The organism is Kribbella sp. NBC_01245 (genome assembly GCF_036226525.1).
Classification (GTDB): Bacteria; Actinomycetota; Actinomycetes; order Propionibacteriales; family Kribbellaceae; genus Kribbella.
Map to the genome: position 1 here is coordinate 963,129 of NZ_CP108487.1, position 15,982 is coordinate 979,110.

A 15,982-nucleotide genomic window follows, 5' to 3' on the forward strand; every position below is an offset into this window, starting at 1 on the left:
CACCTTAATACCTGGCGATCTGGCCACTGGGCAAGCAAGAAGGCGCGCGGTCAGTATGTCGGCATGAACGACGCGATTGCGGACTTCGCCGACCGGCTCGTGGACGTCGACGGGGTGGTGAAGACGGTGTACGTCGCTGGGTCCGGGCCGGCGGTGGTTCTGATGCCGGAGATGCCGGGAATCAGCCCTGACGTGCTCCGGTTCGCGCGGTGGCTCGCCGACGCGGGGTTCACCGTCTACGTGCCATCTCTCTTCGGCGTCGACGGCGCCTATCCGACCACCGTAGAAGGTGAGCGCATCGCACGCCGCGCGTGTGTCAGCGCCGAGTTCCGCGCGTTCGCCGGGGGTGGTACCAGCCCCGTCACGGCCTGGCTCCGTGGACTCGCGCGCCAGGCCCATGCCGATTGCGGAGGCCCTGGTATCGGCGCGATCGGCTTGTGCTTCACCGGCAATTTCGCACTCACCATGGCTCTCGAACCGGCCGTCATCGCACCTGTGGTCAACCACCCCTCGTTACCTCTCGATGATCCCGCCGGTCTCGAACTGAGCGAGGACGACGCGGTCGCGGTCCGGGACCGGATCAACCGTGACGGCCTCTCGGTTCTCGCCTATCGCTTCGATAGCGATCGCTGGTGCACCGGGCAACGGTTCGCCGCGTACCGGAAGCTGCTCGGCGACGCGTTCGACGGACGCGTCCTGCCGGGAAACTCCGCGAACACCGAGCCGCCACCGTTCTTTCGCGACGTGGTGCAGACACCGCACAGCGTCGTGACCGCTCATTTCGTCGACGAGGAGGGACACCCGACGGTGCAGGCCAGAGACGAGATCCTCGCCCATCTGACCGCCCGCCTGCGCCCATCCTGACGGGACGCGCCCCCGGCGAGGTGCCGAGGGCGCGCGTCAAGCCACGCCTGGGTTACCCGAACAGCTCGGCGTGCAGCGAGAACGCCGTGGCGATCTCGGCCTGCGCCCAGAACCGGTGATAGGTGAAGGTCGGAGCCGGGCCGCCGTTCAAGTGCTGCTGCACCTTCGGCCAGTCCGGGTCGTTCTTGAAGTACGACCGGATCGACAGGAACGTGGAGTCCTGGCCGATCACGTCGCCGTTCGGCATCTTGCCCGTCCAGCCCGGCGGGACGTACGTGCCCTCGCCGGTCGTCGCGTTGTACGTGTCGTCGAAGCGGCCGTAGTCGCTCCGCGTCTCCGGGATGGCGATGCCCTTGGCGTCCTGGTGCGCCAGCAACGCCGTGAGCAGACCCTCACCGGTGGACCGCGCCGGGGCGGTGCCCGACTTGGCCGCGTAGTTCAGCAGGGTCTTGGCGAACGCCGCCGCCACGCCGACGTCCTGGCTGTGGTTGAGCACGCTGACCCGCAGGTTCGCGTTCGCGCCCGGCGTGCCCGGGTTCCACGTGTCGGGCGCACCGGTCCATTGCAGATCCGACGGGATCTGGAAGTTCCCGCTCGTGCCCACAGTGGTGTTCGCGATGGCCCACGGCACCCACTTGTCCAGGATCTTCTTCGCCCGCGCGTCACCGGTCATCCGGTACAGCGCGGCCGTGCGCTCCATCTGCCACACCTGGAAGCCGAACCACCGGTTCGACGGCGGGTCGCGCCAGACCGGATGGGCGTCGTAGAACATGCCGTAGAACGTCGGCGTGCCCGGGGGAGGCGTGCCGTAGTTGCCTTCCCAGCTGTTCGTGACACCGCCGGCGATCCCGCCGTCGGCCGACTGCAGCCATTGCAGGACTTCCAGCTGCCGGTCCATGCTCTTGGCCCAGTCCTGCTGACCCGTGGCCGACTTCGGCTTCAACGAGGGAACCTTCGCGAGCGCGTACGCCGCCAGCGGGTTCTGGTAGCCCTGGTGCGAGGCGCCGGTACCGATGCGCCACGCCCAGCCCGCCGAAGTGTCCGTCGCGCCACCCCACGCGTAGTACCAGGACATCAGGTAGTGCGAGCTGTCCTTGCCGGTGGCACCGGGGCAGGTCGCGGCTCCCACACAGTTGCCGACCTTCTTGAAGTACTTGTCGAACATCGCGTACCTCAGGTAGTCGCCCATCTTCGCGGCCTTCTCCAGCTCCGGCGCGATCAGGGCCTGCTTTCCTTGCGCGGTCGCCCACTGTTCGGCGAACAACGCCACCTGCACCGCACGGGCGTCCGCGTCCGGTGCGTTGGTGTACTTCCACTGCTTGGCGTACGAGCTGTCCTTGGTGAACAGGTCCAGATACCCGTTGGGACCGCCGTGCTTGAACGTGTCGCACGACGGCTGCGGGATGGTCTCCCACACCGACTCCGACGAGCCGCGCTGATAGGTGTTGATGTACGACGGTGCCGTGGTGCCGTCGCCACACCGGCCGAAACCGAGGGTGTTGTCGACATCGATCAGCCAGTGCATGCCGTAGATGTCGTTGGTGCCGTACGCGGACTTCAGTTCAGCGGCGATCGGGTCCTGACCCACTGAGACGGCCGGGTCCAGTACGGACGGATACTTGTCCATCCGGTCGTGCTCGGGCGCGTAGGTGGCGGGCTTGGCCGGGCTGTACTTGTCGTTGGTCGGCTGATCGGCCTTGGCTGGGATGATGAACTTCTCCATCGAGGCCCACGCCGACTTGAACGGAGCCCAGTCCCCGCTGATCTTGCCGTAGCTCGCCTCCAGCCACAGGTAGTAGCTGAACGCCTCCGAGGTCGTCTGGTGCCCGTGGTCCGGCGCCTCGACCATCAGCGTCTCCACCGCGTGGTACGGCACCAGCAAGTCGCCGAACTTGCGGAAGTAGCCGCTGGCCGGGTCCTTGATCTTGTTGTACTGAGTAAGGAACGCCTCCTGGAACGGAGGGATGGTCGCCGAGATCTCCTTGACGGTCACCGAGGCCGCCGCATAACCGGTCGCGGTGGCGGAGAAGACGGCTGACACCAGGTCGCCGCCGTTGGCCGCCGAGGTGACCGTCACGTTCTGCGGCGTGTTCCAGTTCGTCGTGGTGAACGTCAGGGATGTCGGTGCCACCGTGAGGTCAGCGCTGCCCGACGAGCGGGCCACCGCCACCGTCACCGAGGACGACGGCTGACTCGCCAGCGTCACGCCGTACGGCACTGTGCCGCCCTGCTTGACGTTGAGCGTCGTCGGCGTGGCCACGATCGTCGCCCCGGCCAGCACCTTGATCGGCACGGGTGCCGTCGTGGTCGCGAGGCCGCGCTCGTCGGTCGCGCGAGCCGCGATGGCGTGGTCACCGACGGACGCACCCGGCCAAGAGCCCTGGTACGGAGCGGTCAGGTCGGTGGCGACCACGACGCCGTCGGCCAGGAACTCGACCTTCGACACCGTGCCGTCGCTGTCGGACGCGGTGGCCTCGAGCGGGATCGCCTGCCCGTTCTGGAACGACTGACCCGCTGTCGGCGAGGTCACCGCCACAGTCGGGGCCTTGTTGCCACCGGTGCACGACACGCCATTGACCGCGAAGTCGGACGGTTTGCCGTTCGTCGCTCCTCTTGTGCCCTGGAAACCGACGGTCGCGGTGCCGCCGGTGCCGATGTTCCTGTTCCAGTCCACCGGTGTGACGGTGACCTTGGCACCGGACTGCGTGTGGCTGCCGTTCCACAGGTTCGTCACCTGCTGGCCGTCCGGGAAGGTCCAGGTGAGGGTCCACCCGTTGATCGGGTCGCCTTCGTTCTTGATCGTCACGTCGGCGACGAAACCGTTGCCCCACTCATTCACGACGTTGTAGTTCACCGAGCAGGCCACGGCGGCATGCGCCACCGGCGCAACCAGCGGCATGATTCCCACCGCCATCGCCATCGCTACTGCCAAGGCAAGCGGTCTGGTGCGCCACCGTCTCGCTCTCGTCCGGTTCCTCATCCGTCCTCCTCCGTCATGGGTCAGCTGCAGGGTCTCCAGGCGGTCTGGGAGCGCTCCCACTCCTGGCAACGTAAGGCCGGGCTGCGTGTGCGAGAAGGGCCCTAAACGTTTCGGGGCTCTTTACCGCCGGTTTCCGCGCGGTTACTGTTCGAATGGATCTGGGAGCGCTCCCAAACGTCATGCCGCCCAACCGACGCTGCGAGGACCTTCATGCGATCAAGAAGACTGAAATCCGCCGCCCTGGCGCCTTGTGCCGCTGTCCTGGTGGTGGCGCTCGTCGCGAGTGCCGCCACCCTTGCCACTGGGCGAAGTGCCCATGCCGCCGGCTCGCCGTTCTACGTGGATCCGAGCACCAGCGCGGCGAAGTGGGTGGCGGCAAACCCGAACGACTCCCGGACGCCGATGATCCGGGACCGGATCGCGGCCACGCCGCAGGGGAAGTGGTTCACCACGACGAACACCGGCACGGTACGAGCCGAGGTCGACGCGTACGTCGGGGCCGCCGCGGCGGCCGGCAAGGTGCCGATCATGGTCGTCTACAACATTCCCAACCGCGACTGCGGTGGTGCTAGTGGCGGCGGAGCGCCGTCGCACGAGGCCTACCGGGCCTGGGTCGATCAGGTGGCGGCTGGTGTAGCGGGCCGGCCGGCAGCGATCATCCTGGAGCCGGACGTCCTACCGATCATGACGAACTGTCAGTCGGCAGACCAGCAGAACCAGACGAAGGCGTCGATGGCGTACGCGGGCAAGAAGCTCAAGTCTGGTTCGGCGCAGACGAAGGTGTACTTCGACATCGGCCACTCCGCGTGGCTGACGCCGGGGGAGTCCGCGGCGCGGTTGCAGGGTGCGGACATCTCGAACAGCGCCGACGGAATCGCCACCAACGTGTCGAACTACCGGGCGACCGCCGACGAGGCTGCCTTCGCCAAGGCCGTACTGAACGCGGTGGGCGACTCGCGCCTTCGTGCGGTGATCGACACCAGCCGCAACGGCAACGGGCCGTCGGGCAGCGAGTGGTGTGACCCGGCGGGCCGGGCGGTCGGCAACCCGAGCACGGACCAGACCGGTGACGGGCAGATCGCTGCGTTTCTGTGGGTCAAACCGCCGGGTGAGGCCGACGGATGCATCGCCGCGGCGGGTCAGTTCGTGCCGCAGCGGGCGTACGAGCTGGCGGCCGCCGCCAACTGGACGCCGCCGCCCACCACAACGCCTACGCCTTCGCCTTCGCCGCAGCCTGGTTTGTGCAAGGTGACGCACCGGGTGGTCAACACCTGGGGGTCCGGCTACACCGGCGAGATCGTCATCGAGAACCACGGCGCGCCTGTCGACGGGTGGACGCTCACGTTCTCCGCGCCCGGTGTCACCGTGACCCAGGGCTGGAACGCGACGTGGACCGACACGGGCGACACCGTCCGGGTCGTGAACGCTTCCTGGAACGGCAAGCTCGCCACCGGTGGTTCCGCGACGATCGGCTACAACGCGGACTACAACGGTGGCAACCCACCGTTCTCCTCCTCAACCCTGAACGGCGTTTCCTGCACCTGAACCTATAAGCGACCCGCTGCCGACAATCGCTGGATCACCGCCTGGTGTGGCACGGCGTGACTGACGCGACCACCCTTACCGGTCGTCGTGACGGCGCCGAACAGTGAGTTCAAGAGCGACTCCTCAACGGTGTCCATGACGGCGCCGAAGACCGGGTTGATCTCCCCGTCGGGGATGGCCGGCTGATCGGATTGCGCCGTGCTGAACGCGATCGCGTAGTCGCCGCTGGCATTGCTGTACGACGCTCCCACCCGACCCATCGCGAAAATGGCGCGCCGGGCGACTCGTCCGAGCTGGCGGGCGTCCAGAGGTACGTCGGTGGCCACCACGATCATGCACGAGTTGCCGGGCGGTTCGGTTCGATCAGCGTCCGGAATGAGCTCATCGACCGGCAGCGGAACACCGAGAGCGGTGAGAACTCCACCGAAGTTGGACTGGACGAGGGCGCCGATAGTCGCCTGGCGCCCGAGCACCCGCACAGTCCTGGAGGACGTCCCGATACCGGCCTTGAAACCGAGAGCGGCCGTTCCAGTGCCCGCCCCGACGCAGCCTTCCATCGGCGGTTCGCCGGACGCCCCGGTGATAGCGGCGAGCACGTGCTCCTCGGTGATCGGGCGCCGGCGGATATCCGATAGATGGCCGTCGTTGGTCTCGCCTACCAGCGGGTTGAACGACAATCCGTCCGGCCTGCGGTCCATCAGATAACTCAATAGCGCGTCTGCGGCCCGGAACACGGACAGGGTGGCAGTGAGGACGATTGGCGACTCCAGTACGCCCAGTTCGTCGACCTGGGTCGAGCCGACGAGCTTCCCGTGCCCGTTGCCCGAATACACGGCGGCCGGCAAGGTCCACCGTTCCGGGCCAAGCTGACTCGGTACGACGGCAGTGACACCGGTATGCAGGTCGATACCGTCGTCGATGGTCGTGTGACCGACCAGGATCCCGTCGACGTCGGTGATCGCGTTGTGACGACCGGTGGGCAACGTGCCAACGACGACTCCGAGGTCACGGGCGCGGCGGCCTAACTGATTCACGATGCTCCTGTCGTCGACGGACGGTACGGCGATGCGAGCATCTTGCGGCATCTGGCGGGTCGAGTTCGCCGGGCGCCTCGCTCGAGGCCGGCAGGGGACTGCGGCCGCCGAGCGAGGCGCTGGGCTACTTGGGACCAGGGGCCGGGCTGCTACCAGCCGGCGCCGTACCGGATGTCATTGATGATTTCCTGTTGGGTCACCGAATTGGAGCTCCGGTTGAAGAGCGCGAAGCCGTAGCGCCCGTTTACGCCGTTGTCCCAGTAGAAGGTCGCCGCGCCGTATCGCTTGGCGGTGGCCGCGACGGCATACCCGAAGTCGGCACGATAGCGGTTGTTCGACCAGTCGAACGAGGTCTTGTCGATCGAACCGAACTCGCCGACGACTACCGGATATCCTCGCACGACGAACTTGTCGTACATCAGTTTCAACTGCGAATTCAAATAGTCTTCCTGTCCCCAGGTCGACTTTCTCCGCGGATCGGTGGACGCGCGTCCCCACTGCGTAATGGTGCCGTTTTCTTCGCCGGCGAAATCCCAGGGAGCGTAGTAGTGAACCGAGATCATGATCCGGCGCTCAGTACTGGGAATGGTGGGGTCTCGATACTGGTCCGTCGGGACCACGAAGCCGTAGTTCCCGGCGGTGTAATCGATGTTCGTGTTCCAGCCGGGAACGAGCAGCCATCTCGAACTGTTCTTCCCGCCGGATCTCCGGACGGTGTCCACGAAGATCTGGTTGTAAGCGTTGATGTTCGAGTAGCACGGCTGGGTCGGGCGGCCGTACTGACCGTCGAAATTCTCGTTCATCGATTCGAGGATCAGGCGATGATCGTAGTTCTGGAACCGCCACGCGATCTGTTGCCAGACGTTCTGGTACTTGGCCTTGATCGCCGTCTGGTTGGAGGCATCGCAGATCAGCCAGGCGTAGGGGATGGACTTGTAGCCGTCGCCGTGCATGTTGATCATCACGTGCATGCCCCGGTTGTAGGCATAGTCGACGACCTGCTGGATCCTGTTCAGCCAGGCGGAATTGATCGTGTAGTTCGGACCGGGGCCGATGTGCCGCAGGTAGGAGACCGGGATGCGGATCGATTTGAATCCGGCCGCCTTGACCTTGTCAATGAGCGCCTGGGTGACGGTCGGATTTCCCCACGCCGTCTCGCTCGGGTATCCGTTGGAGTTGGCCTCCAGTGCATTTCCGAGATTCCAGCCGGCGCCCAGGTCGGCCACGATTGTGGCAGCGCTCGATTGCGCCTTGGTGTCGGCCGATGCGATGTTCAGGGGTACGGCTACGGAAACCGTCAATATGGCGGCAAGGAAAATGCTCCTGATCTTGCCTATTCTGGGCGCCATACTTATTGCCTCACTTCTTGTCTCAAGGATCTCGTGGGGGCAGGGCGGGTGGTTGTCGAAGCGCTTCGATAACTGATGTTCGCGAATCCTGTGAAGGTGCACAGCGGGTAGGCGGCGGTTCGTGTAGATGGAACCGCATCGGGTGGGCCTGCGCAAGAGTCAGTAGACAGAAATCTGGGAGCGAGCCGTAGAAAGTGTCAACTATCACCCCACGCACACTCGCCGCCTACCTGAGAGAGGAGGGCCGCATCAGGCTCAGCTTGGCCACGGTGTGGGCCTGAATATCCGGATAGGGGCCATCGGCAACCTGCGCTATGACGGCCCGCATGTGTTCCTCGGCCGGCTCGGCCACGCCGTCGTAGACCGCGACGAACAGTTCCCTCGCGCGGCCGCGTGGCCAGTCCGGCGGCATCAGTTCGTCCGGGAGCAGCGGGTCCAAGCTTGGAAAACGGCGATACGTGTCCATCACCTCGGTCCGGGCTGACACGGCATCTGCGCCGGTGATGGCACCGGACGAGATCCGGGGGAGCAGCGGTTCCCACCGCCGGCTGAAGGTTTCGTACTGCTCGGCGATGCCTTCGATGTCCCAGGCGTGAATGGGGTTGCGGGTAGCCTCCGACTGGAAGTGCACGTGCTGCGCGCGGAATACCGTCATGACTCCGGGGTTCACGGCAACCAGTTCCGCGTGTTGCTGTTCTGTCAGTGGGTGCGGCGACACCCAGACCCCGTCGTACAGAGGCGCGAAGCCCCACCAGCGCAGTTGAGCTCGTACGGAACTCCGCCCGGCCTTCTCCTCCTTCGGCAGGGTGAAGCCGACGAGGGTCCAGGAGCCGTCCCAGGAGTCTGCCTCGGCGGCGAACCTAGCGATCGAACTGCCGCCGACCAACAGGTTGTCCGCCGCGGGCTCGGTCAGGCGATAGTCGGTGTGCCGGCGCTGCCGTCTGCCTTCCAGGACACCGCGGCGGGCCAGCCGGCTGACCGCGGCCCGCGCGGCGCCCGTGGTCACACCGAACTCACCCAGCACGACCACAATCGCCGTACTCGGCAACCAGGCCCGAGTGCGCAGGGTGTAGTCCGCGATCAGTGTCACCGCCAGGCCCTGGGGTGAGCTGCCGCTCTGCCGACGCGGCAACCGAACCGAGCCGCCGGCGACGTCCGGGAAGATCTCGTTGACATCGAACAGGCTGACCACGGTGTGCTCCGGCGCGGATCGGCATGAGGGCGCGACGCTCACCCTATCGAGACGGGCATCCAAAGGCGCTGACAATCCAGTACGACACCGCCGTTGTCGCGGACGGTGTGAACGTACACAGGCGGTTCACAACCAGGCGAGTGTCAGCCTGGCAGTACGTCGTGGCGAGGTAAAGTCGTGACCACGACTGCGGCAGATGAGGATCGATGACGGACACTGCGCCAGACCGGAGCGGGCGAGCTCGAACCAAGCGCCCGCCGACCATCCACGACGTCGCCGCGCACGCGGGGGTTTCACGCGGTACCGTCTCACGCGTTCTGCAGGGCGGGCGCAATGTCAGCCCGGCCGCCCAGGAGGCGGTCAACGCCGCGATCCGCAAGCTGGACTACGTGGTGAACCGGGCGGCGCGCAGTCTGGTCACCCAGCGGGCCGGGTCGGTCGCGTTCCTGCTGTCAGAGACCCAGGACGTGTTCTTCGAGGATCCCAATTTCACGACCCTGCTGCGCAGTTGCACCGCAGCCCTCGCCGACCACGACATCCCGCTGGTCCTGATCACGGCGGGTACGGAGGCGGAGCGCCGTCGCATCGCCCCATACCTCTCGGCGCACCACGTTGACGGCGTGCTGCTGTTCTCCTCGCATCGCGGCAATCCCATGATCGAGCACCTGCAGCGGGCCGGTCTGCCGTTCGTTTGCTGTGGCAAGCCGCTCGGCCGGCATGGCGCCGTGTCGTACGTGGCAGCAGATGACCGCGAGGGCGCCCGGACCATGGTCCGGTATCTGTTCGAGTCCGGCCGGCGGCGCATCGCGACGATCGCCGGTCCGCAGGACACGCCCGGTGGATTGGAGCGGCTGCTGGGCTATCGCGAGATGCTCTCGGAGCACGGCGTGCGCTTTGCGAAGCGCCTGGTGGCGATCGGCGACTACAGCCGTGCGAGCGGCGAAGCTTGCATGCGGCAACTGCTCGCCCAGGAGCCGGATCTCGACGCCGTCTTCGTCGCGTCGGATCTCATGGCTGAAGGTGCGATGAGCGCGATCGAGCGCGCCGGTCTGCGCATTCCCGACGACGTCGCCGTTGGCGGCTTCGACGATTCACCGGTCGCGACCGGGCTCGACCCGCAGCTGACCACGATCCGGCAGCCGTGGGACCGGATCAGCGAGACCATGGTGCGCCAGCTGCTGGCTCAGATCGATGGCGAAGGGTTGGCCACCGTGATCCTGCCGACGGAGCTGGTCATCCGCGCGTCGGCCTGACCGCACCGCCCTTTCCTGCCACGGCACGTGACGGCTTCAGGTCACGGGCGGTTTGACAGTTGTTGACAACTTCAGCCCGAAGAAGCTGTCCGTACCCCGCCTCAGCGGCCTCGCCGCGGTGTGGCGGCGGCTCCTGCCGATCGCTGTGTACGTTCACAGAATTCGCATCCTGGCCTTGTCAGGCGCACGAACATGCGCTTTCATCTCCGAGAACAATGCGTTGACTGTGAGTGTGGGTACGTTCACAGTCTGCTGGACCAATCGTCCCCGCCCCGCCCGACGAACAGCCGCTGGACCCCGTAGCGGCAGCGCTGTTCCCCTCGTCCACAGCAAGGAAGAGGTACCGCCCCATGACCTTCAGATCCACGCTGGCTCTCACCACCTTCGCGGTGACCGCCGCCGCACTGGTACCGACCTCCAGTGCGGCGGCAGAGCAGGCGTTGCCCCCGCAGTGTTCGGGGACGTTGCCGATCAGATGCCACTTCAACGTTGCCCCAGGCAACTACCAGGTCACGGTCGACCTGGGCAGCCCGGACAAGGCGGCCAATACGTCGATGTCGGTGGAAGCCCGACGACAGGTCCTCTCCGCGGTCTCGACCGGTGCGGGCCAGATCGTCCGCACCGGCGCGACAGTCAACGTCCGCGTACCCGAAGGGCAGCCAACGGGGCAGGGGGGAACCGGTACGTCGGGGCTCAGCATCACCTTCGGCGGGAGCGCGCCGGCGGTTCGGTCGCTGACGGTGGCGCCGGCAAGTGCCCCGATGGTGGTCTACCTCGCCGGTGACTCGACCGTGTGCGATCAGTTCTACGCGCCGTACGCCGGGTGGGGCCAGGCGCTTCCCACCCGGGTCGGCAGCGGCGCGGTGATCGCGAACTATGGGGATTCCGGCGAAAGCTCCGGCAGCTTCTTGTCCAACCGAGCGCTATTCCCGACGGTCAAGCCGCTGATCAAGAGCAAAGACCTGGTGTTCATCCAGTTCGGGCACAACGACAAGGACACCACCTCGACCGCGTTCCGGGACAACCTCGCCCGGATGGTCAGCGGTGTGCGTGAGCGGGGCGGTACGCCGGTGTTGGTGACGCCGCCGGTTCGGCGGCTTTTCAGCGGCAGCACGCTCACCCGGACCGCCCTGCACGTTAACAGCCGCGGCGTGGATCTGCCCGCGGTGATGCGGACACTCGGCCGGAGCGCGAACGTCCCGGTGATCGACCTGACGGCGAAGAGCAAGGCGCTGGTGGAATCGCTCGGCGCCTCGGCCTCCCAGTCGCTTTATCTCACCCGGGAGAAGGGGGACAACACACACTTCTCCATGTACGGCGCGACGGAGATGTCGAAGCTCGTCGTCCAGGGCGTCCGCGAGCTCAACCTGCCGCTGGTTCCCTACCTGCGATGACCAACCGATTGGAGAATCCCATGCAGAGATTGGCAATCAGCCGCCGGCTGGTCGTCGCGGCCGTCGGCATAGCGACAGTAGTCTTGGTGCCGAACACCACGGCGGGAGCGATCGATATCCCGCCCTCGGCGGCCACTCCGCAACCGGCGAAATCACAGACCGACAAGCTGAACCGCGGTGTGATCAGCGTGCACACCGCGAACGGCAACCGCGTCAGCTGGCGGCAACTCGCCGACGACCCGGCCGGCACCACCTTCAACGTCTACCGCAACGGCAGCAAGGTGAACCGCACACCGGTCAGCGGTGCGACCAGTTTCGTGGATGCCGGCGCCCCCGCGGGCTCCAAGTACACGGTGCGGTCCGTGGCCGACGGGGTCGAGCGGCAGTCCAAGTTCGCGGCGGAAGACTCGCTGACACTCAACGCTGTGAACGGTGCTACCGGGATCACGGCCAGTTCCAGGGACGTGCCGATCCAGCCTCCGGCGGGTGGTACGACGCCATCCGGCGAGAGGTACACCTATGTCGCGAACGACACGAGCGTGGGTGATCTCGACGGGGACGGGCAGTACGAGATCGTGCTGAAGTGGGACCCGACCAACGCCAAGGACAACGCCCAGGCCGGCTATACCGGAAACGTCTACCTGGACGCGTACAAGCTGAATGGCACCAGGTTGTGGCGCATCGACCTCGGCCGCAACATCCGGGCCGGTGCGCATTACACGCAGTTCCAGGTGTTCGACTACGACGGTGACGGCCGTGCCGAGGTGGCGGTGAAGACCGCGGACGGCACCCGGTCCGGTACCGGCCAGGTGATCGGCAACGCGACCGCCAACCATCGCAACTCCAGCGGCTACATCCTGGCCGGTCCGGAGTTCTTGTCGGTGTTCCGCGGGACCGACGGCGCCGTGCTGGCGACCGCGAACTACCAGCCACCACGGGGAAACGTCTCGTCCTGGGGTGACAACTACGGCAACCGCGTCGACCGCTTCCTCGCCGGTACGGCGTACCTGGACGGGACGCGGCCGAGCATCATCATGGCGCGCGGCTACTACACCCGCTCCGTCATCGCAGCGTGGGACTACCGCAACGGCGCGCTGACCCAGCGCTGGATCTTCGACTCCAATACGGCCGGCAGTCAGTGGGCCGGCAAGGGCAATCACAACCTGTCGATCGCGGACGTGGATGCCGACGGTCGCGATGAGGTGATGTACGGCTCGATGGCGATTGACGACAACGGACGAGGTCTGTGGCAGAACAACACCCACCACGGCGACGCGTACCACGTCAGCGACTTCATTCCGTCCCGTCCCGGACTCGAGGTGTTCAAGCCGTCGGAGTGGACCAACGAGCCGACGCACTGGATGGGTGACGCGCGCACCGGTCAGATCATCTGGAGCGCGCCGTCGTGTGGTTGTGACAACGGCAGGGGAGTGGCCGCGGACATCTGGGCCGGCAACCGCGGTGCCGAGGCGTGGTCGGCGTCGGTCGGTGGCCTGCGCAGTGCCACCAACGGGAGCCAGGTCGCCGCACGCAAGCCGGGCTCGATCAACTTCGTGATCTGGTGGGACGGCGACGCCCAACGTGAGTTGCTCAACGGGACGCAGATCGACAAGTACGGCACGAGCGGCGACACCCGGCTGCTCACCGGCTCCGGCGTCTCGTCGAACAACGGCACCAAGTCGACGCCCGCGCTGTCGGCCGACATCCTCGGCGACTGGCGCGAGGAAGTGATCTGGCGGACGTCGGACAACCGCGCATTGCGGATCTACTCCACCACCGACAGCACCAGCATCACCCGTCCGTCCCTCATGCAAGACCGCCAGTACCGCGTAGCCGTCGCCTGGCAGAACACCGCTTACAACCAGCCGCCCCACCCCAGCTTCGCCATCGGAAGCTGAGCTAACAGGCGAGCGGCCGTGATCGAGAACGCTCTCGATCACGGCCGCTCACAGGTCGGTGAGCAGGTCCTCGCAGCGGTCGCCGAGCCGGAGGCGCAGCCGGTCGAGTTCGTGGTTGATGCGAATGCTGCCGGCCGACTGGGCCGCGTCGAGCACCGGACGGGCCACGGCAATGGCCGCGTCGAAGGCGCCGCCACAGGCCTGGCTGTCGGCGAGGCGAAGCGTCAGCAGCAGGCGGCTCGCGGGCATCCAGGGCGGCACATTCGCGAGGGCTGACTCGGAGAAAGCCACCGCACGACTCGCGATCGCCCGGTCTTCGGTCGTCTCGGTCAGGTCGCGCAGGGCCCCCGCGAGGTGGGAGGCGATGTACGTCGCCCCTTCGGCGTCGAACAACCAGGGTGCTTCGAGGCGGTCGCGGTCGCCGAGCCGGTCCGCGGCGCGCTGCGCCTCATTCGACAATCGGTCGACCTCTCGCCAATCGCCGAGCAGCGCATGACCACGCGCCTCGACGAGGCCGGCCTGTACGACGGTCCACCGCCGCCCGCGGTCGACCGCCGCCACTGCCCGGGCGTACTCCACCGCCGTCGCGCCATCGCCCTCCAGTAACGCGAGGCCGCTCATACTGCTCAGCGCCCCGCACGCCGCCGCGTGATCGCGAGATGCCGACGCCCATTCGACGCTTCGGTGCAGCCACGTCATCCCGATTCCGTGCTGGCCGTGGTTGATCCGCTGCTTCGCGGCGAGATCGGCGTACTGAGCCGCGAGCCGGAGCAAGGCGATCGCCACCGCCTCGGGAGCCTTGGGCACGAGCCCCACGATGGCTCTCAGCGTTTGCTCCAAGGGCGCGGAGAGAAGGCAACCGCCGCCCACCAGATCCGCTTCGATGTAGGAGACCAGCATCGCGGCGAGACCGTGCACGGTCTCGGCACCCACGGTCCGCGCAGTGTCGCCGACCAGGCCCTCCAGGCCTTCGGCGGGAGCTGTCACCGCGCAGCCGTCCACGCCGTGCAGCGGGCACGCCACGCCGAACGAGGGAAGGTGTACCCGCCGGGCCGGAGGCGGGGGCGCCGCGAGGATCGCGACCGGAGGCCGGGGCAGCGGCACCCCGACCGTCCCGTCCGCGAAACCACGATCGTCCTGCTGCCGCCGCGCCCTGACATTCGTCGCCAGCGCGATCAGCGAACCACCCGCACCGAGCAGCTCGTCAGCACCACCAGCGAAGGCGATCCGCGGCACCCGCGAACCGCCCTCCAGCTTGGAAACGTACGTGTGGTTGTACCCGAGACGAGTGGCCAGCTGAACCTGCGTGAGCCCAGCCTTTTCCCGCAGGCGGCGAAGTTCGCGCCCGAACCGGTCGTCGCCCGTCTCAGCCTCGCGCATACCCCGTTATAGCGTCGCGGGCACCATTTGTCAGCCGCTAGTTGCCAGCCGCAACGAACCTTGGCCGGAATCGGTCGCAGCCGCACCAAGCCTTGATTACTTACGGTACGAGCGGAAGTAATCGATGACGAATTCCTTCGGCCTGGGGTCCGAGGGATCGACCGGTCCGGTCCAGCCGGCGTTCTCGTAGATGCCCAGCAGGAACAGCATCGGGTACGTCGGGGAGACGTTCATCGTCTTCTTCAGCACATTGTCCACGTACAGCTTCATCTGCGTCGGAGTCCACTCGAGGGCATAGATGTGCATCTCGCTCGAGATATTGAAGTCGACGGCGATGTTGTGGTGGATCTCCTGGGCGTTCGGATCACCCCACTTGAACATGCCGAAGTTGAAGTTGCGCGGGAATCGGCCCGCGTGCTCGAGGATGTCGACTTCCGCGGACTGGCTCGGGGTGTCCTGTTTGCCGATCACCCAGAAGGCGGTGTGCAGGCCGCTTCGAGCGGAGCTCTTCGCGCGAATCTCGAAGTAGCCGTACTTGGCCGTGTACTTCATCACCGTCGGAATCGAGTGATCGTAAGCATTGTTCTTGTGCAGGCCCGTCCGCTGCCCTGTCTGCAGGCTGGACACCTTCATCGGGTTGTTGGAGTAATAGGTCGGCTGGTTGTTGTCGATTCGCAGCACCAGGGCGTTGTTGCGGAATCCGTACCGGGCCCTGGATCGCCATTCCGGCGTTCGCGATTCGAGGTAGTTGGTGATCCACAGGTTGCGGTCCAGGCTGCCGTTGAACTCGTCGTTCCGGTCGAGGATCCAGCCGGGCTTCTGGAGCGGATTCGGGGGTTGATCGGCAGCTTCGGCCGCGTGGGTGGTGCCGACCGTCGCGGCGGCCACGAGTGACCAAGCCGCGGCCAACGTGATGAGTGTTCGAAGACCTGACCGTGCGTTCTTCACGCTGCCATCTCCTTGCAGACGGGCGCACCACGGTAGGAGCGTGAAGAGGTTTCGGGCTGCCGGACAAGGGTTTTGTCAACTTTCGTCAAGTGCGGATCGTTCGCCGCTGCGCTACGTTCTGGGAACGCTCACAGCCGTTACTGAT

At 66.3% G+C, this 15,982-nt stretch carries 11 protein-coding genes; 5 read left to right on the top strand and 6 right to left on the bottom strand.

The window, feature by feature from the left end; all coding sequences use genetic code 11:
- Positions 1-63: 63 nt before the first annotated feature.
- Positions 64-864, top strand: coding sequence for a dienelactone hydrolase family protein (locus OG394_RS04110; protein ID WP_328993495.1), 801 nt, complete (start codon positions 64-66; stop codon positions 862-864).
- Between the two features lie 52 nt (positions 865-916).
- Here OG394_RS04110 and OG394_RS04115 read toward each other — a convergent pair whose 3' ends face one another.
- On the bottom strand, positions 917-3,763 hold the full coding sequence (locus tag OG394_RS04115; RefSeq protein WP_328993496.1) for a glycoside hydrolase family 48 protein: 2,847 nt from the start codon (positions 3,761-3,763) through the stop codon (positions 917-919).
- 291 nt (positions 3,764-4,054) lie between these two features.
- On the opposite strand from OG394_RS04115, the gene OG394_RS04120 reads away from it, so the two are divergent.
- Positions 4,055-5,389, top strand: a complete 1,335-nt coding sequence (locus OG394_RS04120) for a glycoside hydrolase family 6 protein (RefSeq protein ID WP_328993497.1) — start codon at positions 4,055-4,057, stop codon at positions 5,387-5,389.
- A 2-nt stretch (positions 5,390-5,391) separates the two neighbouring features.
- Here OG394_RS04120 and OG394_RS04125 read toward each other — a convergent pair whose 3' ends face one another.
- The 3 genes from OG394_RS04125 to OG394_RS04135 all read right to left on the bottom strand — a co-directional run bounded on the left by OG394_RS04125 (position 5,392) and on the right by OG394_RS04135 (position 9,006).
- Positions 5,392-6,423 (bottom strand): P1 family peptidase, encoded by a 1,032-nt coding sequence (locus tag OG394_RS04125; RefSeq protein ID WP_328993498.1) that lies wholly within the window; start codon positions 6,421-6,423, stop codon positions 5,392-5,394.
- Between the two features lie 149 nt (positions 6,424-6,572).
- Entirely contained in the window at positions 6,573-7,772 is a 1,200-nt protein-coding gene (locus OG394_RS04130; protein WP_328993499.1) for a glycoside hydrolase family 5 protein, read from the bottom strand.
- 226 nt (positions 7,773-7,998) lie between these two features.
- Positions 7,999-9,006 (bottom strand): PaaX family transcriptional regulator, encoded by a 1,008-nt coding sequence (locus OG394_RS04135; RefSeq protein ID WP_328993500.1) that lies wholly within the window; start codon positions 9,004-9,006, stop codon positions 7,999-8,001.
- Positions 9,007-9,170: 164 nt separating this feature from the next.
- On the opposite strand from OG394_RS04135, the gene OG394_RS04140 reads away from it, so the two are divergent.
- From OG394_RS04140 to OG394_RS04150, 3 genes are all read left to right on the top strand, one after another.
- Complete coding sequence (locus OG394_RS04140; protein ID WP_328993501.1) at positions 9,171-10,217, top strand: LacI family DNA-binding transcriptional regulator; 1,047 nt, start codon at positions 9,171-9,173, stop codon at positions 10,215-10,217.
- Positions 10,218-10,567: 350 nt separating this feature from the next.
- Positions 10,568-11,611, top strand: coding sequence for a rhamnogalacturonan acetylesterase (locus OG394_RS04145; protein WP_328993503.1), 1,044 nt, complete (start codon positions 10,568-10,570; stop codon positions 11,609-11,611).
- A 20-nt stretch (positions 11,612-11,631) separates the two neighbouring features.
- Entirely contained in the window at positions 11,632-13,509 is a 1,878-nt protein-coding gene (locus OG394_RS04150; RefSeq protein WP_328993504.1) for a rhamnogalacturonan lyase, read from the top strand.
- A 48-nt stretch (positions 13,510-13,557) separates the two neighbouring features.
- On the opposite strand, the gene OG394_RS04155 is transcribed toward OG394_RS04150, so the two are convergent.
- Together OG394_RS04155 and OG394_RS04160 are read right to left on the bottom strand one after the other, a co-directional pair.
- Entirely contained in the window at positions 13,558-14,889 is a 1,332-nt protein-coding gene (locus OG394_RS04155) for a helix-turn-helix domain-containing protein (protein WP_328993505.1), read from the bottom strand.
- Between the two features lie 96 nt (positions 14,890-14,985).
- On the bottom strand, positions 14,986-15,837 hold the full coding sequence (locus OG394_RS04160; RefSeq protein WP_328993506.1) for a glycoside hydrolase family 16 protein: 852 nt from the start codon (positions 15,835-15,837) through the stop codon (positions 14,986-14,988).
- Positions 15,838-15,982 lie beyond the last annotated feature (145 nt).

Coding starts and splice junctions, on each gene's coding strand:
- OG394_RS04110 (WP_328993495.1), top strand. CDS start 64: ATGAACGACGCGATTGCGGACTTCGCCGACCGGCTCGTGGACGTCGAC.
- OG394_RS04115 (WP_328993496.1), bottom strand. CDS start 3,763: ATGCCGCTGGTTGCGCCGGTGGCGCATGCCGCCGTGGCCTGCTCGGTG.
- OG394_RS04120 (WP_328993497.1), top strand. CDS start 4,055: ATGCGATCAAGAAGACTGAAATCCGCCGCCCTGGCGCCTTGTGCCGCT.
- OG394_RS04130 (WP_328993499.1), bottom strand. CDS start 7,772: ATGGCGCCCAGAATAGGCAAGATCAGGAGCATTTTCCTTGCCGCCATA.
- OG394_RS04140 (WP_328993501.1), top strand. CDS start 9,171: ATGACGGACACTGCGCCAGACCGGAGCGGGCGAGCTCGAACCAAGCGC.
- OG394_RS04145 (WP_328993503.1), top strand. CDS start 10,568: ATGACCTTCAGATCCACGCTGGCTCTCACCACCTTCGCGGTGACCGCC.
- OG394_RS04150 (WP_328993504.1), top strand. CDS start 11,632: ATGCAGAGATTGGCAATCAGCCGCCGGCTGGTCGTCGCGGCCGTCGGC.
- OG394_RS04155 (WP_328993505.1), bottom strand. CDS start 14,889: ATGCGCGAGGCTGAGACGGGCGACGACCGGTTCGGGCGCGAACTTCGC.